This window comes from Saccharopolyspora soli (assembly GCF_022678645.1).
In the GTDB taxonomy this organism is placed as follows: Bacteria; Actinomycetota; Actinomycetes; order Mycobacteriales; family Pseudonocardiaceae; genus Saccharopolyspora; species Saccharopolyspora soli.
This window is the reverse complement of sequence record NZ_JALBWV010000073.1, coordinates 1-24,438: the sequence shown is the minus strand read 5'-3', so window position 1 is coordinate 24,438 and position 24,438 is coordinate 1. Positions and strand designations below refer to the sequence as shown.

The following is a 24,438-nucleotide window of genomic DNA, read 5'->3' as shown; positions in this document are numbered from 1 at the left end:
TCCTTTCGTACGCCAGTGTTTGCGGTGGGTTGGGAAGTCGTAGAACCGGTGTCATGGGTTCGTGCTGTGCGCCAGCCGCGTGAGCCATTCGGCGAGGAGTTCTCGTTCGGCACGGCTGAACGACTCCGGACGGGCGGAACGGAGCAGGGCTCCGAGGGTGGTCGCCGCCTGCGGCACGGCCACCGGAGCGGACGGGGAGTCGGCATCGGGCTCGGGAGTCAGAATGCTGTGCAGCACAACGTCCCGAACCTGCACCGATAGCTCGGCGCTGCGGTGTGTTTCGGGCCGGGTGATCAAGGCGAGCGCGACCCCGCTGTTGGCGGCGATCACGATCTCCGCGGCACGGTCGAGCTCGATGGTTAGTCGTCCGGCCTGAGCGACCCGTTCGAGCACGGCTCGCAACAACTCGTGGGCCTCGCCGACGGCCTGCGGTGCGGAGGCCAGCCCCGGCGCGTACATGAGGCGGTACACGTGCGGGTGCTCAAGGGCGAAGCGGGTGTGCCCGTCCCAGCCGCGCCGGAGGTCCGCGACCGGGTCCGAGGTCGGCACCGCGGCGCGCTTGGCGGCCAGGTACTGCGCGAATCCGTGATTGGCGACAGCGGTGAGCAGACCGTCCTTGTCGCCGAAGATCCGGTAGATCACCGGCTGCTGCACGCCTGCCTTCTCGCTGACGCCGCGGGTGGAGATCTCGCCGTCCGGCGAGGACTCCAGCAGCTCGGTGGCCGCTTCGAGTATCCGCGATCCGTTGTTCATGTTAGCAACGATAACACACCCTGTTATCGACGCAAACACTTTCTTGTTAGCGATGGTTCTCGCTGGTCAGTGGCATCCAAATGCCACTAGCGAAGCGCGGACACCTCTTTCCGTCGCCAGTCGTCGACGCAGTGGAGCCCAACAGGGCGGGTGGTGGTTGCGAGCCACCCGCCCTGTTGGGTGGGATACGTGGTCCACGTGCGGTTGCTCGCCGGGGCTTGGCGCTGTTCCGGCGAGCAACCGGTGGCGTGGTCAAATCCAGGCGGTCGAGCCGTCCGGGCGGATGGTGGGCTTGCGCGTCCAGGTCACCCAGTCGTCCGTGGTCAGTGCCGCCTCGTCGATCTCGATTCCCCAGCCCGGTCGGTCCGGGCGCAGTTCGAGGTGCCCGTCCACGGGCAGGTACGGGTCCGGGCACCAGGACACTCGGCCAGCACGGCACGGCCTGCGGACTGCGACAAGAGGCGCAGTGGATCTGGTGCTTGTGCGCCAGTAGTTTTCGATGGTCGGCGGTTGACGCGGTCCCGTGCCCCGACCGCAGTGCCTTTGTCCCGGTTGTCTGATTCCGTGGAAAACGGCCCTGGTAACGGAAGTGTGTTGGGCCACAAGGTCGGTTTCTGAGTGGCGCGCCGGGGCCGTTCGAATGCATGCTTGCAGTCAGCAACTAGTTGTAGCGGGCAAGTAAACAACAACCAAACGACTCATTCGAGAGATCAACCAATGGCTCATCCCACCGAGGCGGAGTTGGGCAGCGCTGAAGAGCTCGGCGTGCAGCTCGTCCGCCTGATCCGGCTGATCCACCGCGCCAAGTCCCAGATGGGGAAGAAGGGGCCGGACGGGATCGAGCAGTCCGCGTACGCGATCCTGTTCCACCTCGTCCAGGACGGACCGCAGCGCACCGGTCGGCTCGCCGAATCGCTGCACTCCGAGATCTCCACGATCAGCCGCCAGAGCAACGCGCTCGTCCAGCACGGGCTGGTGGCACGCCAGGCCGACCCCGATGACGGCCGAGCGTGCCTGCTGGCGCCCACAGCCGAAGGACAGCGGATCTTCCAGGAAGCGCGCGACCAGCGCACCCGGTGGCTGGCCGAGGTGCTGGCCGACTGGTCGGAAGCCGACCGGCGAGCGCTGAACGACCTCTTCGCGCGACTCAACACCGACATCGAAACACGCACTCCGAACCTCACCGAGCTGACGTGTTCTCCGCAGGCCGAGGGGGGCCACGAATGACAAGCACGGCAACGAAGACACCCGAAGGATCGGAGGAGGTCGAAACCGGCCCGAACTTAACCCACCGCCAGATCGTCACCATCCTGATCGGTTTGATGTCGGGGATGTTCCTGGCGGCGCTGGACCAGACGATCGTCAGCACCTCGATCGTCCGCATCGCCAACGACCTCAACGGCTTCGACCTGCAGGCGTGGATCACCACCGCGTACCTGATCACCTCCACCATCGCCACCCCGATCTACGGCAAGCTCTCCGACATCTACGGCCGCAAGCCGCTCTACCTGATCGCGATCACGGTGTTCGTGATCGGCTCCCTGGCCTCGACGTTCGCCCAGTCCATGTACGAACTCGCCGCGTTCCGCGCGGTCCAGGGACTGGGTGCCGGTGGCCTGATGTCGTTGGCGATGACCATCCTCGGCGACATCGTGCCGCCGCGGCAGCGCGCGAAGTACCAGGGCTTCTTCCTGGCCGTGTTCGGTGTTTCGACGGTGCTCGGCCCGGTGCTGGGTGGCTTGTTCTCCGGGATCGACGAACTGGCGAGCCTCGACGGCTGGCGCTGGGTGTTCCTGGTGAACGTGCCGATCGGGATCGTCGCTCTGGCGGTCGTCGCCAAGGTCCTCAACGTGCCGCACGAGCGCCACAACCACCGGATCGACTGGTGGGGCGGTCTGTTCCTGGCGGTCGCGGTGGTTCCGCTGCTGCTGATCGCCGAGCAGGGCAACAAGTGGGGTTGGGCTTCCACCGACGCCATCATCTGCTACGCGATCGCGGCGGTCGGCGTGCTGCTGTTCCTGCTCATCGAGCACGTGATGAAGGACGCGGCGCTGATCCCGTTGCGGCTGTTCAAGAACTCCACGTTCACCGTGGCGATCCTCGGCGGCGTCATCGTCGGTGTCGCGATGTTCGGTGCGATCACCATGATTCCGCAGTACCTCCAGGTGGTGCAGGGCTACACGCCGACCGAGTCCGGGCTGCTGACCCTGCCGCTGATGGCGGGCATCATGTCCGCGTCGATCATGTCCGGTCAGATCACCTCGCGCACCGGTCGGTACAAGTTCTTGCCGGTGATCGGCACCTTCCTGGTGGCGGTCGGCGCGACGGTGTTCGCCCAGGTCGAGTACAACAGCCCGCTGTGGCTGCCGTTGGTCGCCGCCGGGATCATCGGGTTCGGCCTCGGCAACTGCATGCAGACGCTGATCATCGCGGTGCAGAACGCGGGGCCGCGCAAGGACATGGGCGTTTCCACCGCGGCGGCGACGTTCTTCCGCCAGATGGGCGGCACGATGGGTGTCGCGGTGTTCCTCACCGTCCTGTTCAACGTGCTGCCCGGCAACATCGAGAAGGCGTTCGGCGGCAGCCTGCCAGCGGCCGCGAGCGGGCAGTTGGGCAGTCTGCAATCCAACACGGGTGTCATCGAGCAGCTGCCTGACGCACTGCGCATTCCGGTGCTGATCGGCTTCACCGAGTCGATCACCACGGTGTTCTACGTCGCGGCCGGGGTCGCGCTGCTGGCCTGCCTCGTCCTGATGTTCATGAAGGAGATCCCGCTCGCCGGTGGTCAGGTAGCGGCCGCGTCGGCGGTGGAAGGTGGCGAGGCGCTGCTCGACGATGCCCTGGTGGACGCCCCGGCCAAGCCGGTTTGGACCGAGCCCGAGTCCACATCGGACGGTCGAGCGCTGGTCGGAGCGGGCAAGCACGCGCTGTCCAACGGGCATGGCGGGTACCAGCACGCCCCTACTGTGCCGATGTCCGTGGCAGCTCCAGTGCTGTCGATCAGCGGGCACGTCCGTCGGCACGACGGGACTTCCGTCGACGGTGCGGTCCTGACCCTGATCGACCAGGACGGGCGGCAGGTCTCCAAGGCCGTCGGCTCCCGCGACGGCAGCTACCGGATCGACGTGCCCGAAGCCGGGAGACACGTGCTGATCGTGTCCGCCACTGGTTATCAGCCCGAGGCGTCCAGCGTGGTCGTCGCGGAGAGCTCGCCGACGCTGGACATCACGCTGACCGGCTCCGGGGAGCTGACCGGCGTGGTCCGATCGTCCAGCCAAGGCACCCCGCTGGCCGGTGTCACCGTGACGCTGACCGATGAGCGCGGTGAGGTGAACGGCGCGTTCGTCACGCAGGACGACGGCGGGTACGCCTTCCGCGGAGTGGGCGCGGGCAACTACACGGTGGTGGCCAGTGGCGAGCGCTTCCGTCCGGTCGCGTTGACCCTGACCGTGCCGGACAGCGGATTGCTCCGCCACGACATCGAGTTGTCCACTGCCGTGCCGCTGAGTGGCACGGTGCGCACCGTCGATGGCCGCGTCGTGCCGGACGCTCGGATCACGGTGATCGACACCGAAGGCAAAGTGGCAGCGGTGGCCGGGACCGACACCGAAGGCCAATACCTGATCGGCGATCTGCCGGAGGGCGACTACACCGTGGTGGCGAGTGGCTACCTCCCGGTCTCCGCCCAGGTCAACCTGTTCGGTGACGGGGCGACGCACGACGTCCAGCTCAGCCACGGAACCGCCGGAGAACTGGCGGAGACGTCCTGAGTTCTCGGGCGTCCGGACAGCGGCTGTCCGGACGCCCGAGATGCGTCGACATCGCAACGATTCATCGGCAGGTAACCGGCGATCAGCGCAAGGGCGGGACCGGTCCCGGTACGGGTGGATACCTTGAGGCCGTACAGATCACCGTATGTTGCTGGAGGGTGGCGATGGATTCGGTGGCGGGCCGGGTGGTGCTTTGGGTTCTGGCGGCGCTCGCCGTTATCGGCGGCGGGATGCTCGTGGCGATGGTCGTGGTGTACTTCGGCGCCGACGAGTACGTGCCGGAGCTGAACGAGTTCGGTGGTTGGGGGATACTCGCCGGGATGTGCGGTCTCGGGGTCTACGTGGCAGGTGCGTTTCGCGGGCCGCTGCTCATGCGAATCGGTGCAGGGCTTGGACTTGCGGGAGTCGGGTACGCGGTCAGCATGATCGTCGCGTTCCTCGTCTCGTTGACCGCGGATCGAGGAGGCCCCCGAGGCAACCTTGAGGACGGCACGGCCGGATTCATCTGGCTGCTCGCTGGCGCCTATTTCGCCTGGCAACTGGCCAGCCGTCGATGGCCGGTGGCTCAACAGGAGCCAACCACGGCAGACCGCTGACGGCCCGACTGCCGGTTGGGCGGTAGGTGAGGGGCACCCGTGACCCAGTTACTTGGTCACGGGTGCCCCTCACCTCACCCATCTAGTAGTGCAACAAAGTGCTACGGGCTCCAACCCGGCCGAGCACTCACGACCCCGTCCGCAACGTCGCGGCTCCACCGTCGGAACCCGTTGTCCGGCGGGCATGCCCCAGAACCACCTACCGGCCTGACGCTGGCGGGACAGCGGAGGAGCGGCGGGCGATCGCCGAGCTGCGGTGGTGGCCGCTAGAACGTGCTCAGTCCGAGGGCGGCGCGGAAATTGTTCTTGTTGGCGACGCTATCGCGGGGCGGGAGCGCACGCGGCGGCTCGTCGCTGTTGATGAGGACTTGGGCGTAGGTGGTGGCCGAGCGCGCGCGGATGCGTGCCGCGAGGTCTTCGGTCTGCGCGACGTCGGTTATCCGCACCGCGTCGCTGATGCCGAAACCCTTTGCCACGGCAACCAGATCGGTGCCCAGGCTGGTGTGGCTGGCCTGCATCCCGGTCTCGCCGTAGTGGCCGTTGTCGAGCACCGCGATGGTGAGGTTGGGCGGTTGCACGGCGCCGATGCTGCTCAGCGCGCCGATTCCCATCAGATGTTCGCCGTCGCCGGTGATCGCGACCACGGACCGCCCTGGTTGGGCGAGCGCGAGCCCGAGGGACATCGGGGCGGCGGCGCCCATGGCACCCCACAGGTAGAAGTTGCCGGGGCGGTCTCCGGCCGCGAACACGTCGAAGCTCGGCGAGCCGAGCCCGGTGATCACGAGCGCGTCGGGGATGCGGCCGATCAGCTCGGCGACGAAACGGCGCCGGTCGAGACGGGTATCGGTGGTGGTCATCGGTCGTTCTCCCACTTCTTGCGGCCGATCAGCTTCTGCCCGAGGAGGACCGCGACGCGCTCGCCCGCCTCGAAGGCTGAATCCAGCGCGGCTTGGACGACGTCCTCGGCATCCTCGGGCCGGTCGGCGCGCAGGACGGTGATGCCCATGAGCTCCAGCGCCCGCTGGGTGGCGCGTCCCATCGGGCCCTGCCACGGGTTGAATTCGGCGTACTCGCCGCGCATCGTGACCAGCGCGAGGAAGGGGAACTGGCACATTTGCAGCAGGGAGAACATGTTGACGCAGTTGCCGACGCCGCTGCTCTGCATCAGCAGTACGGCGCGCTGCCCGCCGAGCCAGGCGCCGCTGACCAAGGCGACGCCCTCCTCCTCGGTGCTCAGCACGACGTCCCGGATGGCCGGATCCTGCTGTGCGCGTTGGATGACGTGGGAATGTCCGGCGTCGGGGACGTAGGCGATCTGTGCCACTCCGCTTTTCTTCAATGCGGTGAAAATGGCGTCCTGCCAGGCAGGCGCCGCATGCTGCTGGCTCATAGTCTTCTGGCTCCACTGTTCGGCCGGGTAGGGATTCGCGATTACTCGCGAAATTGCGAACTCCGCAACGTGGAACGAGTGCAGTTGGGATCGTATGTGGTCAGACGATTGGGAGAAAGGCGGTTGGTGGTACGGTGGCTGGCAATCGCGACGAGGAGAGGCGCATGACGACCAGGACGACCTCCCGCTAGGGTTCCGATTTCCTCGAACTCAACGTCGTGTCGTTGATGTCCGCTGAGCGCGATCAGCTCGCCGCGCTGCTCGACACCGAATGAGCTGGCGTTCAAACCTGATCCGCAGCGCACCCAGCAAGCCCGAGAGCCACAACGAGGTCTCCGATGACAGAACGCGGCACCGCGGTACTGCGCATACGACGTGCTACCAGCGGCGACACCGACGCAGTGCTGGGATTGTTCGACGAGGCGATCACGTGGTTCACGGCCATCGGGAACACCGCGCAGTGGGGCACTCAACCGTGGTCGACGCAGCCGAAGCGGCGAACAGAAGTGGAAGAGCTCTGCAACGAGCAGGGCGCGTGGATCGCCGAGACCGACGCCGTGCTCGGCGCCCTCGTCGTCGGTGCGGCTCGGGACCACATCCCGCCAGGTGAGGACGAGCGCGAGTTGTACATCCGACTCCTGATCGGCTCGCGCCAGCCCCGCGCACGCGGCGTCGGACGCCGCTTGCTCGCTTTTGCTGACGAGCAGGCAAGACTCGAAGGGCGCACGACGCTTCGCGTCGACTGCTACGCGGGCGGCTCGGGAAAGTTGGTGGAGTTCTACGAGTCGTGCGGCTACCAGCGGACTGAGACGTTCGAGGTCCGCGGCTGGCCAGGGCAGATTCTCGCGCGGCGACTCGATTAGGAGTGGCTTGATCGACCCGGAACCGCGAAAAAGCATCGTCCACAGTGGAAGTCGCGAGGCGGTGGGCGCCACGGATGACGGCGCTGTGCCCTCGGCGGATTTGCGTGTTCCCGGTCGCTTCCTGGTTACTGGTCGGCTTGAGGTGTAAGTCCACGGAAGATGATGTCCAAGGTGCGTTCCCGCAGACCGCAGTCCCAGCCACCACGAAGCGCTCCTTGACAGGCACAGTCCAGCAGTGCCATGACCTCGTCGAGTCGGACGTCGGTACGGATCGCGCCTGCCTGTTGGCCGCCGACCAAGAGGTGCTGGACGACGTCGGTGAGCGAGCCAAGCGAGTCGGTGGTTGAGACCTCCAGTCCTTCCTCGGCCAGCAGGCTCACGGCTGTGCGGTTCGCAGTGGTGCGTTCCACGAGTTGAGTGAAGAACTGGAACAACGCGGTCGTTGGATCGCCCCGCGTGACGAGATCCGCCGCGTCGTTGGTGATCTGCCGCAACAGTTGCTTCATCAGGGCTTTGAGCAGGTCGGCCTTGGTTGGAAAGTGCCGGAACACGGTGCCGATCGCCACGCCTGCCCGGCGCGCCACCTCTTCGGTCGACGCGCGCGGACCTCCCTCGGTGAACACCTCGCGTGCTGCCTGGAGGATTCGTTCCCGGTTGCGTTGCGCGTCGGACCGCATCGTGCGCCCCGACTGGTCGGTTCCACTAGACAATATGAGCCCCACTCACTATCTTCTGATCCTGAGTCCCACTCATCTTAGCGGAGTTCAGGCCATGACCACCACGCCTCGTGAGTCCTTTGACCAGATGCGGCAACACTGGTTAGGGCACCCCGCCGCTCTCACCGGCGACGACCTCGCCGACGACGTGACCATCGAGACTCCGTTCGCACCACCCGGCAGACCCACCCGAATCGACGGCAAACAGCAGTTCCTCGACTTCGCCAACGCCGAACGAGCCGCCATTCCCGTCAGGTTCGACGAGTGCCGCACCATCGCCATTCACGAGACCACGGACCCCGAAACAATCATCGTCGAGTACGAGCTGACGGGAACGTCGACGAAGACCAACGAACAACACACCGCCACCTTCATCGGTGTCCTGACTGTCCACGATGGAAAGATCACGCTGTGGCGCGAGTACCAGAACACCCTGGCCATCATGCGCGCTCTCGGCTGACGATTCTTGCCGGGCGAGAGAATGATCAGGCGGCGCCAGGAGATGATGGCACAGGCCGACGACGTGACCGAACGCGCTCGGCGCCGCGCCTGCTGCCGATTTCTCGCGAAATCGGCGCCCGCTCCTCACGAGACGTGGCGATTTCTCGTGAAATCGCCGTTGGTCAGGCCAAGTAGCCGCCGTCGATATTGAGGATCGCGCCGGTGATGAAGGACGCCGCTGGCCCGGCGAGGAACACTATTCCCGCCGCTATTTCCTCCGGACTGCCGAAGCGGCCCAATGCGTTCGCCGTGCGTTGGACGTCCGCGAACGGTGCGTCCGCGGGGTTCATGTCGGTGGCCACCGAGCCGGGCTGGATGACGTTGACCGTGATGCCGCGCGGACCCAGATCTCGGGCCGCTCCTCTGCTGTAGCCAGTGATCGCGGCTTTGGTCGCCACGTAGTCGGCGACACCTGGGAATCCGGTTCGGGTGGCCTGCATCGAACCGAGGGTGATGATCCGCCCGCCCTCGCCGAGGATCTGGGCAGCGGCTCGGATGGCGGCGGTGACACCACCGACGTTGACAGCGAGCTGCCGTTCGAAAGCCGCGAGATCACCGTTGGCGTCGTCGACCCTGCCGCCGACGTAGCTCGCGGCGTTGTTGACCAGGATGTCGAGCCGTCCGAAGTCAGTCGCCACGGCGGCGACAAGATCTCTGACCTGCTGCGGGTCGGCCTGGTCCGCTCGGTACGCAGCCGCTCGCGCCCCGGCGCGTTCGAGGTCGTCCACCACGACCCCGGCCTTGCCAGCGGATGTTGCGTAGCTGATCGCCACCGCAGCTCCCTCGGCCGCCAGCGCGCGGGCGGCAGCCGCCCCGATGCCCCGCGATCCGCCGGTCACCAGGGCGACTTTGCCCGCCAGCGACCCGCATGTTGTGCCACTCATGGAAACTCCCCGCTTGGATGTCGACGGCTTCAGGCGCGGGCTGGCTGCCTGTCGCGTCGCACGATGTAGGCCGCGACGGCCAGGCCGAGCAGGGTCAGCAGTGCCGCGACGGGATAGATCGAGCGCAGCCCCAGCCCCGTGTTGATGACCTGTCCGCCCAGCCAGGCAGCGAACGCGGCGGCGAGTTGGAAGCCCGACGCGTTGACCGCCACGGCCAGCGTCGGGGCGGAACTGGCCGCGGTCGTGACGCGGGTCTGCATGCCGGGGATGATCGCGAATGCCAGTACTCCGATGCCGAAAGTCAGCATCACCGCAACCACCGAGATTTCGCTGACCAGCCAGAACAGTGCCAGCGTGGCGCCCAGTGCGCTGAGCAGACCGAGCAGCGACGGCATCAGGGCCTTGTCGGACAGCCACCCGCCGAAGAAGTTCCCGACGACCGCGCCAGCGCCGTAGACCAGCAGCAGCACCGGAATCGCGGCGGCGGTGAATCCGCTGACGTCGGTGAGCAGCGGGGTGATGAACGTGAAGACCGCCACGACCCCCACGTTGCCCAGCGCGGTGAGGGCGATGGCCAGTTGCACGTCACGGTTGGCCAACACGCGAAGTTCACCCAGGATCGAACTCGTCGCGATGGCAGGTTGGACTGGGACGAACCGCAGCACCAGCAGCAAGGCGGCGATGCTGATCGCGGCGACCGTCGCGAAGGTCGTCCGCCAGCCGAAGTTGTGCCCGATGAACGTGCCGATCGGCGTGCCGAGGATGATGCCCAGGTTCATGCCCAGGGCTACTTTCGCCACCGAGGAAGCCTGCTTGTCGGGCGAGGCCATCGAGACGGCGGTGGCGATCGCAACGGCGAAGAACGTGGCCACGACCAGACCGGCGACGAACCGCGACACCAGGAGAACGGGGTAGTTCGGCGCCGCGGCCGAACCCACGTTCCCGATCACCGACACGACGACGAGGCCGACGATCAACAGCTTGCGGGCCACCCGCGCCGTCAGGACGGTGACCACCGGACCGCCGACGATCATGCCCAGCGCGTAGGCGGTCACCAGCAGTCCGGCGGCCGGAACCGACACCGCCAGGTCGGTGGCCACGTCCGGCAGGATCCCGGCGATCACGAACTCCCCGGTGGTGAAGCTGAAAACCACCAGCATCAGGGCGAATACGGGAATTGGCATGGCGAACTCTTTCCTTCGAGCACTGCGGAAAGGGGGCGCGCTCCCCGTGGTCCGACGGCGCTGGGTCGACCGGCCAGCGGAATCCGTCCGGGCCGATCATCGTTGTACGGTTACCGAGGTACAAGTACCTACTTGAAAGTGCAGTACTTACCTGGAGGTGCGTCCCGATGTCAGCGCGCAAGTGCCGGACCGAGTTCGTGTCCGGGTTGGACGCCGCCATCGACGTGGTCGGCGGCAAGTGGAAGGTGCTCATCCTCTGGGCGCTGAGCAGCGGCGCGAAGCGATTCAGCGAACTCAAGCGTTCCCTGGACGGCGTCAGCGAGAAGATGCTGATCCAGCACCTGCGCGAGCTGGAACGCGACGAGGTGGTGCACCGCGAGGTCCACCACGCGGTGCCGCCGAAGGTGGAGTACTCGCTCACCGAGTTCGGCTTCTCGCTCATCGAAGCGCTCCGCCCGCTCGGCGCCTGGGGCTGCGAGCACAAAACACGCCTGGAAGCCATCAGAAACGCGCCACCTACCGAATGCGCGGACGATTCCCAGGCCATCGACCGTCGCAGCGAGTTGGTCTGATCCTTCCGCCCCAGGCGGGCAGGACTCGGGCACCGAAATCATCGTGGGCGGCTGGCGGCGTGAGGCGCGCTCGGTCGGAGTTCGATGGCAGGGGCGGCGCTGGGCGACCGGGCTGGTGTCGTGGCCGATTCGAGACTGCCGCGCCAGGCTCCGTCGCTCGTTCGGATCCTGTTCCACCTGTTGCAGGAGTACGCTCGGCACGTCGGGCAGCTGGATGTCGCTCGACAGCTCATCGACGGGACCGTCGGCGAGTGAACATCTTCTGCGATCAGGTTCGTTGACAACGGCGTTCAGCATTGGGTCCGCTGTGCTGGCCACTTGCCGTGGGGCACCGTCGAATCCTGGTGCGGCGCACCAGAACGGGAGTTGAACCTCTTGATCGGCAAACAGGAAGCAGGCGAGATCGTCGCGGCCGAACGGGCTCGGCTCGGAATCTCGTGGCGGGAAATCTCCGAAGCGATCGACAAGCCGCTGTTGTGGACCATCTCCGCGCTGCTCGGCCAGCACCCGGTCAGCCGGGAGGATGCCGAGAAGGTCGCGGAGCTGCTCAGCCTCGACAAGGAGACAGTCGAGGCGTTGCAGCGGCAGCCGTATCGCGGCACCGCCGAGGTCGTGCCGACGGATCCGACCATCTACCGGTTCTACGAGGTCCTGCAGGTCTACGGCGGGGCGATCAAGGAAGCGATACACGAGGAATTCGGCGACGGCATCATGAGCGCGATCAACTTCAAGGTGGACATCCAGCGCCGCGAGGACCCCGACGGCGACCGAGTGGTGGTCACCCTGGACGGGAAGTTCCTCGAATACAAGTGGTGACCACGCGGCACGCGAGCACCGCGACGCAGTGAGGCGTCGGCCGGAGCCGGTTGGCATGCATGCTTGCATGCAGGAGTTAGGGTGTGGTCGCGAAGCGCCGGTAGATCATCGCTGGAGGACCCCGTGGGGATGGGCTGGGTCAAGAAGGGTTCGGCAGATCGCGTCCAGCCGGAGGTCGATCTGCACACGGACGTGCCGCATTCGGCGCGGATCTACGACTACCTGCTGGGCGGTCGGGACAACTTCGCCGTGGACCGCGAAGCCGCTGGCGAGATCACCCAGGACTGGCAGAACCTGCCGAAGTCCATGCGGGCCAACCGCAGCTTCATGGCACGGGTGACGCGTCGTCTGGTGAGGCAGGGGTACCGGCAGTTCCTGGACATCGGTACTGGCCTGCCGACTTCGCCGAACCTGCACGAGGCGGCGCAGGAGGTCGCGCCGGAATCGCGGGTGCTCTACGTCGACAACGACCCCATCGTGCTGGTGCACGCGCGTGCCCTGCTCACCAGCCACCCCGCTGGCCGGACCGCTTACGTGGACGCCGATCTGCGCGACCCCGAGGCGATCCTGCGGGCCGAGGAGTTCGTCGCCACCGTCGATCTGGACCAACCGGTGGTGTTGAGCCTGCTCGCGATCCTGCAGTTCATCCCCGACGAGCAGGAGGCGCTCGGCGTCGTCCAGCGGCTGGTCGATCCGCTGCCGAAGGGCAGTGCGCTGGCGCTTTCCACGGTGACGGGCGAGAGCGCACCCGAAGAAGTCGCCAAGGGCGTGGCGGCGTACAACGCGAAGGGAATCCCCACGAAAGCCCGCTCCAAGCCCGAGGTGGAGCGCTTCTTCACCGGACTCGAACTCGTGGAGCCGGGCGTCACCCTGATCAACCACTGGCACCCGGACGAGGCAGCAGCCGCGGTCTCGGACGCCCACGTCCACATGTACGGCGGCGTTGCTATCAAGCGGTAGTAATGCTCGGCAACAGCACTCGCGGCAGGTGGACGGGAGCGGCAGTGGGCGTGATCAGCGAACATGCGACCAGCGAACTGGACGCCGACGGCGTCGCCACGGTCACGATCAAGAACGCGAAGGCGTTGAACATCGTCAACACCGCTGTCATCAAAGCGGTGACAGCAGCGGTCGCCGAGCTCGCCGACCGCCCGGAGGTCCGGGTGCTGGTGTTGCGCGGCACCGGTGAGCGCGCCTTCATCGGCGGCGCCGACATCAACGAGATGGCCGCGCTGGACCGCCGCAGTGCCGAGGTGTTCATCAACGGGCTGCGGGGGATGTGCGAGGTGGTGCGCAGCTTCCCGGCTCCGGTGGTCGCCCGCATTCCCGGTTGGTGCCTGGGCGGTGGGCTCGAAGTGGCGGTCGCCTGCGACCTGCGGATCTGCGGCAGCGACGCGCGTTTCGGGATGCCCGAGGTCGCGGTCGGCATCCCGTCGGTGATCCACGCGGCCCTGCTGCCAAGGCTGATCGGCACCGGCCGGGCCAGCTGGCTGATGCTCACCGGCGAGCACATCGATGCGGCCACCGCGCTGTCCTGGGGACTGGTGCACGAGGTCTGCGAGCCCGCTGACCTCGACGACGCGGTTACCCGCGCCGCGCGGCGGTTCGTCGAGTACGGCCCGGCTGTCGTGCGCCAGCAGAAGAAACTCCTGCGTTCCTGGGAAGATCTGCCGATCGATCAGGCGATCGCGGACAGCGTCGCGGAATTCGGCGCGGCGTTCGACACCGGTGAGCCGCAGCGGTTCATGGCGGATTTCCTGAACCGGAAGCGTTGACGTCACCTTCGGCGAGCGCCCAGGCGCGGGCTCGGGCGCGCTGACCGGCCGAAACCAGGTGCTGCCAGGCATCCCGGTCGATGCCTCGGATCTCGCCGAGCAGCCGCAGCGCCTCGGGCACCCGGTCATCGGGCTGGTGCGGATGGACCGCGATGGCGGCGAGGTCTCCGCGCGCGGTGAACAGGGTCTCCGGGTCGAGCTGATCGATCGTCAGGGGTGCGGGTTCCGATTCGACCGCGCCACCGGAGCGCGCGGCGCGCAACTCGGCCAGCAGCGGATCGCGTTCGCGGCCGCGCAACCTGGTGAGCAGGAACGGATCGGTGTCCAGCAGGGGAGCCAGCACGTAGTGCACTGCTGTGGCGTGCGCGCAGGGTTCGATCTTGCTGGTGCAGGTGCACGTCGAACCGAGTTCGCCGCTTCGCGGGAACAACGACAGGTCAACGCCGCGCAGCGTGTCGTCGACGTCCTCCGGGAGTTCACCTCGCAACAGCGCTGCGGCGTGCCTGAGCTGTCCGGCGAGGGCTGCCACGGCGGTTTTCCAATCAGCGTCGGTGAACACCGGCAGCGCCAGAACGACGTCGTGGACCTGGTTGCGGGCCTGCACCTGCGCGCGGACCTTTCCCGGTTCGACGACGAGGTCCTGCACCGCGCCCTTGCGGGCCAGCGAACGTCCGTGTGGCAGGCGGGGATTGGGGTAGGTGGCGCCGAGCGATTCCAGCGCGCGGCGCCAGCGCCGACCCCACCACGTCGCGCCGAAGCCGCCGGTGCCTTGCCGATCACTCATGCCAGTTCCGCCTCCAGTCCCGCCTCTCCGCGATTCACAGTTGTGGTGCGTCCAGCACGAATCTCGCGTTGTGTGGTTTCTTGTGGCTGGCTTGCGTCACGTTCCCCTGGGGTGCGGTTGAGGAGGACTGGGGTTGACACAGGGCTACCCATACTGGTCCGCCTCTCCGCGATTTGCAGTGGTGGTTGCGTCCGGCTCGATCTCGCGTTGTGCGGTTTCTTGTGGCTGGTTTGCGTCGCGGTCCCCTGGGGTGCGGTTGAGGAGGACTGGGGTTGACACAGGGCTACCCATGCGTCCTCCTCGGTGTTTTGCGGGACACCCGCACCCGGTCGGGCGCATGATCGGGAAATGATCGTTGGTCATGCGCCCTCCTCCGTGGACAGTTCGACGAGTTCGCGGAGTGCGGCGTCGGTCAGTTCCGCCAACCAGGTTTCGCCGCTGCCGATCACCGAATCGGCGAGGGCGCGTTTGCGCTCCAGCAGATCCGCGATCCGTTCTTCGAGCGTGCCGTGCGTGACCAGCTTGTGGACGTGCACGCGGCGGGACTGGCCGATCCGGTGCGCCCGGTCGGTCGCCTGGTCCTCCACCGCCGGATTCCACCAGCGGTCGTAGTGCACGACGTGCGTGGCACGGGTCAGGTTCAGGCCCGTGCCACCAGCTTTGAGGCTGATGATCAGCAGTGGCGGTGCCGCGTCGTCGTGCTGGAAGGCATCCACCATCGCCTGCCGACGCGGCGAACTGACCCCGCCGTGCAGGAACGGCACCGCGGGCAGGTCCAACTCGGCGGCGAGGTGCGCGGCGAGCAGTTCGCCCATCACCCGGTATTGGGTGAACACCAGCGCCCGGTCGTCGGCCGCCGCCACCTCGGAGAGCATCTCGGTGGCGCGGGTGAGCTTCCCGGAACGGCCGGTAAGCGGCCCGGATTCGCCCAGGAAGTGCGAAGGGTGGTTGCAGATCTGCTTGAGCGCGGTCAGCAGCTTGAGGATGCGTCCCCGGCGGCCGATGCCGGTGCCCAGACCGTCCTCGAAGGTGTCGCGCACCGTTTTCCGGTACAGCTGCGCCTGTTCGTCGGTCAGCGCGCAGGCCACCACGGACTCGATCTTCGCGGGCAGGTCGGTGGCGACCTGGGCTTTGAGGCGGCGCAACAGGAACGGCGCGACGACCGAACGCAACCGCCGGGTTGCATCGGTGTCGTGCCACCGTTCGATCGGAACCGCGAACCGCTCCTTGAACCGGGGGAACCGGCCCAGCAGACCGGGATTCGCGAAGTGCATGATCGACCAGAGCTCGGCGAGCCGGTTCTCCACCGGGGTGCCGGTCAACGCCACCCGCGCCTGGGCGCGCAACCGACCGGCCGCCTGGGCGGTCTGCCCGGCTTGGTTCTTGATCTGCTGCGCCTCGTCCAGCACCACGACGTCCCAGTCCACTTCGGACAGCAAGGCGACATCGGCGCGCAGCAGCGGATAGGTGGTGATCACCACCGAGCCCGGCGCGAACGCGTCCGGGCCGGTGGGCCGCCGGGGGCCGTGGTGCCGGACGACCGGGAGCTTCGGCGCGAACCGGTTGAGTTCGCGCTCCCAGTTGTCCACCACCGAGGTCGGGCACACCACCAACTGCGGGCGGTCTCCGCCGCGCGCCGCCAGCAGCGTGATGGTCTGCAAAGTCTTGCCGAGCCCCATGTCGTCGGCGAGCACGGCACCGAATCCCAGGTCGGCCATGCTCTGCAACCACGCGGCGCCGCGCTGCTGGTAGCCGCGCAGGGTTGCGTCGATGCCGACCAGTTGAGGTTCCCGCGCTGGCTCGCCGAGCCGCTCCAGCAGCGCCCGCAGTCGTCCACCGGCGGACACGTCAACCTCGCCGAGCTCGGTCGCCCGCCGCCCTTCCAGCACCGCCGCCAGCGCCTCGGACTGCGACAAAGTCTGCGTTTTCCCAAGCACGGCACGGACATCTCGCGCCTCGCGCGCATCGACGCGCACCCATTGGCCGTGCCAGCGCACCAGCGGACGTCCCGAGGCGATCAGCTCGTCCAGTTCTTCCGCGCTCAACGCGTGGTCGCCGATCGCGGCCTCCCAGCAGAACCGCGACGCATCCAGCGACCGCAGCCGTGCCCGCAGGCGACGCACTCCGGTGAGGTCGGTCGGCACGTCGACGGTGATGCCCGCAGCGGTCAGCTCCGGTTCCCCGGTGGACAGGAACTCCGCCGCCTGCGCGGCATCCAGCCGCACCCCGGTCGGGCGTTGCTCGGACAGCGCGGCGTCCAGCGGCGGGAAGATCCGCGCGGCTTCGGCGAGGCCGCGCACCAGCGAATCCTGTGGCGCGCCAATGGAACAGCCCGGCAGTTGCAGGGTCGCGGTACCCGCGGACCAGGCGCGTTCAGCGGGCACCGACACCGTCGGATCGCCTGCGGCCTGGAGGTGGAAGCTGATCTCCCACGGGGTGTCGTCCTCGGCGGGGACCTCCAGGCGCAGCCGAAGTTGGCCGCCGAGCGGCCTGACCGGACCTGCGGGCAGCGGCGCGGCCCAGACCTGGAGTTCGGCCTTGACCTGGTCGTCCAGCCGCACGGACGGTTCCGGGCCGGTCAGCGCCGCGACCCACTTCCCGCCCCAGGAATCGCCTCCGACGATGGCGGTGCCTCGCGCGCACACGTCCGCGACGGCGTCGCCGAACGCGGCCAGCAGCTCGGCTGCGGTCCAGAGCCCGGCGTCCCGGCGCAGCGCATGGGCGGCCGGAGGCATGGCTTCGGCGAGCGCGCCGAGCCGCCCGTCGTGCAGGTTCACCAGCCGCCAGCACGCGACGTCGGTGCGCATCTCGGGGACCAGGTGCCCGGCCGAGACGTGCTCCAAGGCCAGCTTGGCGGCGACGCTCCAGGCGATCAGCGAGTCGCCGGGGCGGCGGTAGTTCGGCCAGCGGTCCGGTGTTGGCAGCGCCGCCAGCGGCGCCAGCGCGTGACCGATCGGGATCAGCACGGCAGGTACGTCGGTCGCACCGACCCTGTTGCCGGTTGCGAGCACGGTCGGCAGCTGGCCCGGCTGTCCGAGTGGGAACCCCAGGTCGTTCGCCGCCGTGGCCGGATCGTCGGTGCCCCAAAGTGCGAGATGGCCGGCGGACGGCAGCGGATCGCCCGGTTGGAAGGTCGCCTGCAACCGAGCAGGGCTGCCAGATCGTCGAATGCGTGCCGGAGCGGTGATGGGTGTCCTCCGTTCAGGCCGGTCGGCGGGCGCAGTTGTCCCCCGACTGCGATGCCACGATTTCCCGCTGCCGACGAACGGTACACAAAACCGGATGGATTTCCCAGAAATCCAGTTCAGCGCGCTATTTGACAAATGCGGGTGCATTCTGTCCACGCCGACGACTTGACAAATCCGGTTCGGGTGCTACCAGTGGCCGCTGACCTCGTGTTTCACTGAACCGACGCGACTGGAATTCCATGTTTTCCGACGACTTCGCCGGTCGGTCAGGCAGGTGCATTGCGTCGCGCTTCGACCGCCGAAATGCTCGGAGCAGGCGACTGGCCAAAACTAATTCGCGTGATCGACTAACCGAAGAACTTGAGGAGTTCGGCAGCGGTGTCCCGCGGATTGTCCTCGGCGACGAAGTGCCCGGCTCCGATCACCGTCGCCCGGCGGGCTCGGGGGATCGAAGCGGCAAGGCGGTCGCCGGTGGACGGGTGCAACCATGCGTCGTGCTCGCCCCACAGCACCAAGGTCGGCGCGGTGATCTGGCCCAGTCGAGCGACGACTTCGCCGGTGTCCTCGAAGGTCACGGCGGCCACTTGATCGACCCAGCGTTGCTGTCCGGCGGCTCCGGCCCACGGCGCGAGGTAGGCCGCCGCGGCAACATCGGACATCCGGTGCGCGGCAGTGCGCAAGCGCGCGGCGATGAGGTCGCCGAAGACGTCCGGGGGCATCGTTCGGTATGCGTCCGCGTGGCGTTGCATGTGCTCGGTGAACGGCGTGTTCCACGGCCCGAGGACGGCGGCGTCGAGTAGCGCGAGGCGCGAGACCGGCACTTGCTCGATCAGGTGGGCGCGCAACACGATCCCGCCGCCGATGTCATGGCCGACCAGGTTGGGCGCAGCCAAGTCCCAGTGCTCGACGAGTTCGGCCAGCGTCCGGGCTTGCCGGGCGATCGACGGCGCATTGCCCGGATCGAGGCGGGAATCGCCGAAACCCAGCAGATCCCACACGTGCACCGCGTACTGCCCGGCCAGCGCGGGAACGACCTCGCGCCACAGGTAGGACCAGGCGGGGGTGCCGTGGACCAGGACCACCGGCGGCCCGTCGCCGAACACGCCGGTGGCGACCTCGCCGCCGGATACCCGGACCCGGTGGGGGAGCTGCCACGTCTCGGACTTCGCGAGCATCGTTCCTCCTGCGCTAAGAGGTATAGTTCGATTTCTCCGGTTACCATAGCAGGGAGTAATGCTTGAAAATACCTTTTATCGATTACTCGATAGGAACGGGCGTAGCGACCGACCTGGTGAACACCGCCCCCGAGGTGCGAAGCGCGGGTGAGGTGCTCGTCGCTCCTGCCGCCCTGGCGCGGTTCCTCGTCGAGCACGACATCCATCCCGATGCCCTGGCCAACGGCCGCCAGCCGACCGACGACGATCTCGACCAGGTGCTCGCCCTCCGTGGGGAAATTCGCGACATCATCGAGACGACCAGCGAAGACAGCGTCGCGGAGGGTGCGGCGCGGCTCGTTGCACGGGCGGGCATCGGCCCGGTCCTCCAGCGTGACGCCGAAGATCGGTGGCAGTGGTACGTCGCGACCACATCGGACGTGTCGCTCGCCGAAGAGTTGGCCGTCCTGGTAGGCACCGGGTTGCTCGGTGCCCTGCGAACTCTCGGGCACGACCGGTTCCGGGCGTGCGCTTCTCCGGTGTGCAACGGGGTTTTCGTCGACACCAGCCGAGCTGGACGTCGCCGCTACTGCATGCCCGATCTGTGCGGCAACCGCGTCAACGTCGCCAACCACCGGGCCCGCCATCGAGCGAGCGGGACCGAGAGGTCAATGTCGTGACGATTTCGCGCGAAATCGTCGCCCTCTCCCCACGGGGAGTGGCGATTTCGCGCGAAATCGCCACTCGCATCCGCCTGGGACCGGCCGCACGAGGTCGAGGCCGGGGCGTGAAATCGGGCTGCGCACCAAGGGCCGGTCGGAGGTGGGGGCTGGGCGGCGGGTCAGTTCTTCGAGATCAGCGAGCGGAGGAAGAACGCCAGGTTGGCCGGGCGCTCCGCGAGGCGGCGCATGAAATAGCCGTACCACTCGTCGCCGTAGGCGACGTACACCCGCAGCCTGTTGCCCGCTGCGGCGATCCGCTTCTGCTCCTCGGCTCGGATGCCGTAGAGCATCTGGAATTCGAAGTTGTCCGCGTCCCGCCCGGCCCGCGCGGCCAGTTCCTGGGCGATCGCCACCAGTCGGGGGTCGTGGCTGGCGACCATCGGATAACCCGAGCCGTTCATCAGGATCTTCAGGCAGCGGACGTAGCTGCGGTCCACCTCGGCCTTGTCCTGGTAGGCCACCGAGGCGGGCTCGGAGTACGCGCCCTTGCACAGCCGCACCCGCGAACCCGCGGTCGCCAGATCGCGGCAGTCCTGCTCGGTGCGGTGCAGGTAGGCCTGCAGCACCGCGCCGACCCACGGGAAGTCCACCCGCAGATCGCGGAGGATGCCCAGCGTCGAGTCGGTGGTGGTGTGGTCCTCCATGTCGAGGGTCACCGTGGTTCCGGCGGCGGCCGCGGCTTCGCAGATCAGCCGCGCGTTGTCCAGGGCGATCTTCACGCCGTCGGTCGGCAGGAACTGCCCGACCGCCGAGAGCTTCACCGACACCTCCGCCCGGTCGGCGAGCCCTTCATCGGACAACACCCGCAGCATCTGCTGGTAGGCGCGAACTGTATCGGCGGCCTGCTGCGCGTCGAGGGTGTCCTCACCGAGGTGGTCGAGCGTCACGTACATGTTCTGGTCGCGCAGCGCACGGGTGGCGCGAACCGCATCCTCGGGCGTGGTACCGGCGACGAACCGCTCGACGACCGGCTTGGTCAGCGGGTTGGCCTCCACGAGTCGGCGCACGCCCTGGGAGCGGGCGGCGGCCAGCAGGGTGCTGCGCAGCATCGTGGCTCTCCTTCTGGAACTGTGCCAAGGATTTGTGGTGATCTCCTGCCTTCCGCGCTACCTGCGGTCGAAGATGCGTCCCGCGATCCGCCACCGGCGAAGAGAATTTCGGGGTGAGGGGCACCCGTGACCAAGTAACTGGGTCACGGGTGCCCCTCACTCCTAGCCCATGTGGGGGTAGCCGTAGCCGGTTGGGGCGTTCCAGGTTTCCTTGATCGCCCGCGGGCTGGTCCAGCGCTGGATGTTCAGCAGTGAACCGGCTTTGTCGTTGGTGCCCGAGGCGCGGCTGCCGCCGAACGGTTGGCGGGACACGATCGAACCGGTCGGCTTGTCGTTGACGTAGAAGTTGCCCGCCGCGCCGCGCAGCTTGCGGTGCGCTTCCTCGACGGCACTCCGGTCGGTGGCGAACACCGCGCCGGTCAGCGCGTACGGGCTGGACGAGTCGACCACGTCCAGGATCTCGGAGTACTTCGCGTCGTCGTAGACGTGCACCGCGATGATCGGCCCGAAGTACTCGGTGGTGAACGCCTCGTCCGCCGGGTCGCTGCCGACCAGCACGGTGGGCTCGACGAAGTACCCGACCGAGTCGTCGTAACCGCCCCCCGCGAGCACCTCGATCGACGAGGTCGCGGCGGCCCGGTCCAGCGCCCGCTGGTGCTTGGCGAACGCGCGGGAGTCGATGACCGCGCCACCGAAGTAGGAGAAGTCGGTGACGTCGCCGAAGCGGATAGTACGGGCCAGGTCAGCCAGTTCGTCGCGCAGCCCGGCGTCCCAGATCGACCGGGGCACGTAGGCGCGGGATGCCGCCGAGCACTTCTGTCCCTGGTACTCGAAGGCGCCGCGGGCGATGGCGGTGGCCAGCGGGGCCCGGTAGGCCGACGGGTGCACGACGATGAAGTCCTTGCCGCCGGTCTCCCCGACGATGCGCGGATAGCTGCGGTAGCTGTCCAGGTTGTCGCTGATGGTCCGCCACAGCTTCTTGAACGTGGCGGTGGACCCGGTGAAGTGCAGCCCGGCGAAACCGGGGTCGGTCAGCGCGACCTCGCTGACGGCCTGGCCGTCGCCGGTGACCAGGTTGATCACGCCCGGCGGCAGCCCGGCGGCCTCGAACAGCCGCATCGTGAAGTGCGCGGCGAACTGCTGCGACGGGGTCGGCTTCCACACCACGGTGTTGCCCATCAGCGCCGGGGCGGTGGGCAGGTTGCCAGCGATGGCGGTGAAGTTGAACGGCGTGATCGCGGTGACGAAGCCGTCCAGCGGGCGGTAGTCCATCCGGTTCCACTCACCGGGCACCGAACGCGGCTGCTGGGCCATGACCTGCCGCGCGTAGTGCACGTTGAACCGCAGGAAGTCGATGAACTCGCACGCCGCGTCGATCTCGGCCTGCTGCACCGACTTGGACTGGCCCAGGATGGTGGCGGCGTTGATGGTGTCCCGCCACGGTCCGGCCAGCAGGTCGGCGGCGCGCAGCAGGACCGCGGCGCGCTCGTCGAAGGGCGTCGCGGCCCAGACGGGGGCGGCGTCCTTGGCGGCCCGCACGGCGTCGGCGACGTCCTGGTGGGTGGCCTGCGCGGCGGTGCCCAGCACGTGCTGGCGGTCGTGCGGCTGGACGACGTCGAAACGGTCCCCACCGGCCATCCGCTGCTCGCCGCCGATGGTCTGGGTGAGCTCGATGCGCTCGGACTCCAACTCCGCGACGCGCTTCTGCAGCGACTCCCGTTCCGGCGATCCGGGCGCGTAGCCCTTGACCGGTTCGTTGTAGGGCACCGGTACCGAAGTGATGGCGTCCATGGCCAGTTTCGCCTCCTCGCGAGAAGTCGCGGTGGTGCGGACAAAGGTGCTGTTACCTGGGAGATTAGGAGCTCGCCAGCGCATCGGGCTTGTCCGATCGGCTATCGTTGGCGGTATCGGGTTGTTCGGTTGAACAAGAACGTTTGAGCGGAGTTTTCGGGTGGGCGAGGTCGACGCGGTCGGCGTCGCCGTGGTGGGGGTGCCGTTGCGCCAACTCCTCATCGCGGTGGGCGAACCCCTGGTCGAAGTCCTCGCCGCGCCCCGCGGCTTCGACGTCGAGGTGCGCGACGTCGTCATTGTCGACCCGGAGGAGGAGTCCGGCAGCGGGCGGAACGGCGATTTCGTGCTGGTCATCGGCGCGCGGGGCCGGGCCGCGATGCGCCTGGTGCGGGCGGCGGCGCGGGACGGCGCGGCGGCCGTGGCGGTCAAGGTCGGCTCCGAGACCGATGCGCGGGCCCTGCGCGACACCGCGATCGACGGCCGGATCGCGCTGCTCGGGGTGCGGCCCGAGGCCCGCTGGGAACGGCTGGAGTCGTTCGCCCGCTCGGCCGTCGACAACGCCCGGCTGACCACCGACGCCGACCTGGGCGAGGCGCTGGGCGACCTGTTCTCGCTGGCCCAAACCGTCGCGGCGATGACCGACGGCATCGTCAGCATCGAGGACACCGCGAACCGGGTGTTGGCCTACTCGCGCTCCGACGACGAGGTCGACGAGTTGCGCCGCCTGTCGATCCTGGGACGGCAGGGCCCGGAGCCCTACTTGGCGATGCTCCGGGAATGGGGCGTCTACCAGCGGCTGCGGGCCGGTGAGGAGGTCGTGCGCATCGACGAGCGGCCCGACCTGGGCATCCGCCGCCGGATGGCGGTCGGCATCCACGCGGGCGCCCAGCCGCTCGGCACGATCTGGGTGCAGGAGGGCAACCGGCCGCTGTCGGAGCGTTCCGAGCGGGCGTTGCTGGGTGCGGCGCGGGTCGCGGCGTTGCAGCTGATTCGCCAGCGCACCGAGGCCACGGCCGGGCCGAGGTTCCGGGAGGACCTGCTGACCGGCCTGCTCGACGGGCGCATCGATGCCCAGTCGGTGGCCGACAACATCGGGGCGGATGTGGCGAAACCGGCGGTGGTCGCGGTGTTCACGCTGCGCCCGTCGGACGCCGCCGCGGACCGTTCGGAGTTGGCGTTGCAGCGGTCCGAGATGACGAGCTTGATCTCGGTGCACGCCTCGGCCTACCGGCGCAGCGCGCTGGTCACCACGATCGGTTCGCGGGTGTACGTGCTGCTGCCGGACCTGCCGGAGCGCTCAGCGGTGGCGTCGGCGCTGAGCCTGACCCGGGAAATCGTGGCGGCGGCCAAGCAGCACCTGCGGGCTCGGGTGCAGGTGGGGGTGGGTTCGGCGGTCCGGACGCTGGACGAGGTGGCCGAGTCGCGCACCGAGGCGGACCGGATCCTCGACGCCATGACGCACGACCTGCACGCGGAGGTCGCCACCATCTCGGACGTCCGGGCGCAGGTGGTGATCAGCGAGATCCTGACGGTGCTGCAAGGCGACGAGCGCTTCCGCGACACCCGCCTGGCAGTGCTGCACGAGCACGACGCGGAGCACGGCACGGACCTGGCCCGCTCGCTGCTGGCGTACCTGGAGTCCTTCGGCGATGTCCGGGCGGCCAGCGACGGCCTGCACGTCCACCCCAACACCCTGCGCTACCGGGTTCGCCGGGCCGGGGAGATCACCGGCATCGACTTCACCAACGCCGCGGAACGGCTCAGCGCGCACCTCCAACTCCTGTTGTCCCGCCGCGAAACCCGCCGCTGAGGGCACTGGTCGTGGGGGGGGGAAACCGGGGGGGGGCGGGGGGGGGGGGGCCCCAACCCGGACGCCCGGGGGGGGCCCCCGGGGGGGCCCCCGGGGGGGGTTTTTAAAAAGGGCGGGGTG

At 68.0% G+C, this 24,438-nt stretch carries 24 protein-coding genes; 12 read left to right on the top strand and 12 right to left on the bottom strand.

Features of this window, described 5'->3' with window-relative positions; genetic code table 11:
• Nucleotides 1–51: 51 nt before the first annotated feature.
• Both MOQ72_RS36885 and MOQ72_RS36880 read right to left on the bottom strand, forming a co-directional pair.
• Nucleotides 52–753, bottom strand: coding sequence for a TetR/AcrR family transcriptional regulator (locus MOQ72_RS36885; protein ID WP_242190532.1), 702 nt, complete (start codon nucleotides 751–753; stop codon nucleotides 52–54).
• A 252-nt stretch (nucleotides 754–1,005) separates the two neighbouring features.
• The gene (locus MOQ72_RS36880) at nucleotides 1,006–1,176 is read right to left on the bottom strand and encodes a hypothetical protein (RefSeq protein ID WP_242190558.1); all 171 of its coding nucleotides are present in this window, start codon (nucleotides 1,174–1,176) and stop codon (nucleotides 1,006–1,008) included.
• Nucleotides 1,177–1,470: 294 nt separating this feature from the next.
• Here MOQ72_RS36880 and MOQ72_RS36875 point away from each other — a divergent pair, with 294 nt between their 5' ends.
• The 3 genes from MOQ72_RS36875 to MOQ72_RS36865 all read left to right on the top strand — a co-directional run bounded on the left by MOQ72_RS36875 (nucleotide 1,471) and on the right by MOQ72_RS36865 (nucleotide 5,119).
• A complete protein-coding gene (locus MOQ72_RS36875; RefSeq protein WP_242190530.1) occupies nucleotides 1,471–1,980 on the top strand; it encodes a MarR family winged helix-turn-helix transcriptional regulator in 510 nt (169 codons plus the stop codon).
• A complete protein-coding gene (locus MOQ72_RS36870) occupies nucleotides 1,977–4,523 on the top strand; it encodes an MFS transporter (protein ID WP_242190528.1) in 2,547 nt (848 codons plus the stop codon). The genes MOQ72_RS36875 and MOQ72_RS36870 overlap by 4 nt, the downstream gene beginning before the upstream one ends.
• A 164-nt stretch (nucleotides 4,524–4,687) precedes the next feature.
• A complete protein-coding gene (locus MOQ72_RS36865) occupies nucleotides 4,688–5,119 on the top strand; it encodes a hypothetical protein (RefSeq protein ID WP_242190527.1) in 432 nt (143 codons plus the stop codon).
• A gap of 266 nt (nucleotides 5,120–5,385) precedes the next feature.
• On the opposite strand, the gene MOQ72_RS36860 is transcribed toward MOQ72_RS36865, so the two are convergent.
• Nucleotides 5,386–5,976: a thiamine pyrophosphate-dependent enzyme gene (locus MOQ72_RS36860; RefSeq protein WP_242190525.1), complete on the bottom strand. Its 591-nt coding sequence runs from the start codon at nucleotides 5,974–5,976 to the stop codon at nucleotides 5,386–5,388.
• Nucleotides 5,973–6,509 carry a thiamine pyrophosphate-binding protein gene (locus MOQ72_RS36855; protein WP_242190523.1) on the bottom strand — a complete coding sequence of 179 codons (537 nt, stop codon included), beginning with the start codon at nucleotides 6,507–6,509 and terminating at the stop codon, nucleotides 5,973–5,975. The genes MOQ72_RS36860 and MOQ72_RS36855 overlap by 4 nt, the downstream gene beginning before the upstream one ends.
• A gap of 338 nt (nucleotides 6,510–6,847) precedes the next feature.
• Between MOQ72_RS36855 and MOQ72_RS36850 the strand changes: the two genes are divergently transcribed.
• Nucleotides 6,848–7,372, top strand: coding sequence for a GNAT family N-acetyltransferase (locus MOQ72_RS36850; protein ID WP_242190521.1), 525 nt, complete (start codon nucleotides 6,848–6,850; stop codon nucleotides 7,370–7,372).
• Between the two features lie 125 nt (nucleotides 7,373–7,497).
• Here MOQ72_RS36850 and MOQ72_RS36845 read toward each other — a convergent pair whose 3' ends face one another.
• The gene (locus MOQ72_RS36845; RefSeq protein ID WP_242190519.1) at nucleotides 7,498–8,049 is read right to left on the bottom strand and encodes a TetR/AcrR family transcriptional regulator; all 552 of its coding nucleotides are present in this window, start codon (nucleotides 8,047–8,049) and stop codon (nucleotides 7,498–7,500) included.
• A gap of 34 nt (nucleotides 8,050–8,083) precedes the next feature.
• Here MOQ72_RS36845 and MOQ72_RS36840 point away from each other — a divergent pair, with 34 nt between their 5' ends.
• Nucleotides 8,084–8,548, top strand: coding sequence for a nuclear transport factor 2 family protein (locus MOQ72_RS36840; protein WP_242190517.1), 465 nt, complete (start codon nucleotides 8,084–8,086; stop codon nucleotides 8,546–8,548).
• A 163-nt stretch (nucleotides 8,549–8,711) separates the two neighbouring features.
• On the opposite strand, the gene MOQ72_RS36835 is transcribed toward MOQ72_RS36840, so the two are convergent.
• Together MOQ72_RS36835 and MOQ72_RS36830 are read right to left on the bottom strand one after the other, a co-directional pair.
• On the bottom strand, nucleotides 8,712–9,473 hold the full coding sequence (locus MOQ72_RS36835; protein ID WP_242190515.1) for an SDR family NAD(P)-dependent oxidoreductase: 762 nt from the start codon (nucleotides 9,471–9,473) through the stop codon (nucleotides 8,712–8,714).
• Nucleotides 9,474–9,502: 29 nt separating this feature from the next.
• Nucleotides 9,503–10,657, bottom strand: a complete 1,155-nt coding sequence (locus MOQ72_RS36830; protein WP_242190513.1) for an MFS transporter — start codon at nucleotides 10,655–10,657, stop codon at nucleotides 9,503–9,505.
• 167 nt (nucleotides 10,658–10,824) lie between these two features.
• Here MOQ72_RS36830 and MOQ72_RS36825 point away from each other — a divergent pair, with 167 nt between their 5' ends.
• From MOQ72_RS36825 to MOQ72_RS36805, 5 genes are all read left to right on the top strand, one after another.
• Nucleotides 10,825–11,229 carry a winged helix-turn-helix transcriptional regulator gene (locus tag MOQ72_RS36825; protein WP_242190511.1) on the top strand — a complete coding sequence of 135 codons (405 nt, stop codon included), beginning with the start codon at nucleotides 10,825–10,827 and terminating at the stop codon, nucleotides 11,227–11,229.
• Between the two features lie 84 nt (nucleotides 11,230–11,313).
• Nucleotides 11,314–11,484, top strand: a complete 171-nt coding sequence (locus MOQ72_RS36820; RefSeq protein ID WP_242190510.1) for a mycothiol transferase — start codon at nucleotides 11,314–11,316, stop codon at nucleotides 11,482–11,484.
• A gap of 120 nt (nucleotides 11,485–11,604) precedes the next feature.
• Complete coding sequence (cynS, locus tag MOQ72_RS36815) at nucleotides 11,605–12,045, top strand: cyanase (RefSeq protein ID WP_308198046.1); 441 nt, start codon at nucleotides 11,605–11,607, stop codon at nucleotides 12,043–12,045.
• A gap of 81 nt (nucleotides 12,046–12,126) precedes the next feature.
• Nucleotides 12,127–13,005, top strand: a complete 879-nt coding sequence (locus MOQ72_RS36810; protein ID WP_242190506.1) for an SAM-dependent methyltransferase — start codon at nucleotides 12,127–12,129, stop codon at nucleotides 13,003–13,005.
• A 50-nt stretch (nucleotides 13,006–13,055) separates the two neighbouring features.
• On the top strand, nucleotides 13,056–13,820 hold the full coding sequence (locus MOQ72_RS36805) for an enoyl-CoA hydratase (RefSeq protein WP_242190504.1): 765 nt from the start codon (nucleotides 13,056–13,058) through the stop codon (nucleotides 13,818–13,820).
• On the opposite strand, the gene MOQ72_RS36800 is transcribed toward MOQ72_RS36805, so the two are convergent.
• From MOQ72_RS36800 to MOQ72_RS36790, 3 genes are all read right to left on the bottom strand, one after another.
• Nucleotides 13,789–14,604: an SWIM zinc finger family protein gene (locus tag MOQ72_RS36800; RefSeq protein ID WP_242190486.1), complete on the bottom strand. Its 816-nt coding sequence runs from the start codon at nucleotides 14,602–14,604 to the stop codon at nucleotides 13,789–13,791. The genes MOQ72_RS36805 and MOQ72_RS36800 overlap by 32 nt on opposite strands.
• Nucleotides 14,605–14,963: 359 nt before the next feature.
• Nucleotides 14,964–17,747 (bottom strand): DEAD/DEAH box helicase, encoded by a 2,784-nt coding sequence (locus MOQ72_RS36795; protein WP_242190484.1) that lies wholly within the window; start codon nucleotides 17,745–17,747, stop codon nucleotides 14,964–14,966.
• Nucleotides 17,748–18,139: 392 nt separating this feature from the next.
• The gene (locus tag MOQ72_RS36790; RefSeq protein WP_242190483.1) at nucleotides 18,140–18,967 is read right to left on the bottom strand and encodes an alpha/beta fold hydrolase; all 828 of its coding nucleotides are present in this window, start codon (nucleotides 18,965–18,967) and stop codon (nucleotides 18,140–18,142) included.
• 62 nt (nucleotides 18,968–19,029) lie between these two features.
• On the opposite strand from MOQ72_RS36790, the gene MOQ72_RS36785 reads away from it, so the two are divergent.
• On the top strand, nucleotides 19,030–19,626 hold the full coding sequence (locus MOQ72_RS36785) for a CGNR zinc finger domain-containing protein (protein WP_277955247.1): 597 nt from the start codon (nucleotides 19,030–19,032) through the stop codon (nucleotides 19,624–19,626).
• A gap of 161 nt (nucleotides 19,627–19,787) precedes the next feature.
• Here the strand turns inward: MOQ72_RS36785 and MOQ72_RS36780 are convergent, their stop codons facing one another.
• Nucleotides 19,788–20,717, bottom strand: a complete 930-nt coding sequence (locus MOQ72_RS36780) for a proline dehydrogenase family protein (protein ID WP_242190481.1) — start codon at nucleotides 20,715–20,717, stop codon at nucleotides 19,788–19,790.
• 162 nt (nucleotides 20,718–20,879) lie between these two features.
• Nucleotides 20,880–22,508 carry an L-glutamate gamma-semialdehyde dehydrogenase gene (pruA, locus tag MOQ72_RS36775; protein WP_242190480.1) on the bottom strand — a complete coding sequence of 543 codons (1,629 nt, stop codon included), beginning with the start codon at nucleotides 22,506–22,508 and terminating at the stop codon, nucleotides 20,880–20,882.
• Nucleotides 22,509–22,668: 160 nt separating this feature from the next.
• On the opposite strand from pruA, the gene MOQ72_RS36770 reads away from it, so the two are divergent.
• A complete protein-coding gene (locus MOQ72_RS36770; RefSeq protein WP_242190479.1) occupies nucleotides 22,669–24,318 on the top strand; it encodes a PucR family transcriptional regulator in 1,650 nt (549 codons plus the stop codon).
• Nucleotides 24,319–24,438 lie beyond the last annotated feature (120 nt).

Excerpts from the sequence above, each read along its gene's own strand:
- MOQ72_RS36885 (WP_242190532.1), bottom strand. The coding sequence starts at position 753 with ATGAACAACGGATCGCGGATACTCGAAGCGGCCACCGAGCTGCTGGAG.
- MOQ72_RS36875 (WP_242190530.1), top strand. The coding sequence starts at position 1,471 with ATGGCTCATCCCACCGAGGCGGAGTTGGGCAGCGCTGAAGAGCTCGGC.
- MOQ72_RS36870 (WP_242190528.1), top strand. The coding sequence starts at position 1,977 with ATGACAAGCACGGCAACGAAGACACCCGAAGGATCGGAGGAGGTCGAA.
- MOQ72_RS36865 (WP_242190527.1), top strand. The coding sequence starts at position 4,688 with ATGGATTCGGTGGCGGGCCGGGTGGTGCTTTGGGTTCTGGCGGCGCTC.
- MOQ72_RS36860 (WP_242190525.1), bottom strand. The coding sequence starts at position 5,976 with ATGACCACCACCGATACCCGTCTCGACCGGCGCCGTTTCGTCGCCGAG.
- MOQ72_RS36855 (WP_242190523.1), bottom strand. The coding sequence starts at position 6,509 with ATGAGCCAGCAGCATGCGGCGCCTGCCTGGCAGGACGCCATTTTCACC.
- MOQ72_RS36850 (WP_242190521.1), top strand. The coding sequence starts at position 6,848 with ATGACAGAACGCGGCACCGCGGTACTGCGCATACGACGTGCTACCAGC.
- MOQ72_RS36845 (WP_242190519.1), bottom strand. The coding sequence starts at position 8,049 with ATGCGGTCCGACGCGCAACGCAACCGGGAACGAATCCTCCAGGCAGCA.
- MOQ72_RS36840 (WP_242190517.1), top strand. The coding sequence starts at position 8,084 with ATGAGCCCCACTCACTATCTTCTGATCCTGAGTCCCACTCATCTTAGC.
- MOQ72_RS36835 (WP_242190515.1), bottom strand. The coding sequence starts at position 9,473 with ATGAGTGGCACAACATGCGGGTCGCTGGCGGGCAAAGTCGCCCTGGTG.
- MOQ72_RS36830 (WP_242190513.1), bottom strand. The coding sequence starts at position 10,657 with ATGCCAATTCCCGTATTCGCCCTGATGCTGGTGGTTTTCAGCTTCACC.
- MOQ72_RS36825 (WP_242190511.1), top strand. The coding sequence starts at position 10,825 with ATGTCAGCGCGCAAGTGCCGGACCGAGTTCGTGTCCGGGTTGGACGCC.
- MOQ72_RS36820 (WP_242190510.1), top strand. The coding sequence starts at position 11,314 with ATGGCAGGGGCGGCGCTGGGCGACCGGGCTGGTGTCGTGGCCGATTCG.
- MOQ72_RS36800 (WP_242190486.1), bottom strand. The coding sequence starts at position 14,604 with ATGAGTGATCGGCAAGGCACCGGCGGCTTCGGCGCGACGTGGTGGGGT.
- MOQ72_RS36790 (WP_242190483.1), bottom strand. The coding sequence starts at position 18,967 with ATGCTCGCGAAGTCCGAGACGTGGCAGCTCCCCCACCGGGTCCGGGTA.
- MOQ72_RS36780 (WP_242190481.1), bottom strand. The coding sequence starts at position 20,717 with ATGCTGCGCAGCACCCTGCTGGCCGCCGCCCGCTCCCAGGGCGTGCGC.
- pruA (WP_242190480.1), bottom strand. The coding sequence starts at position 22,508 with ATGGACGCCATCACTTCGGTACCGGTGCCCTACAACGAACCGGTCAAG.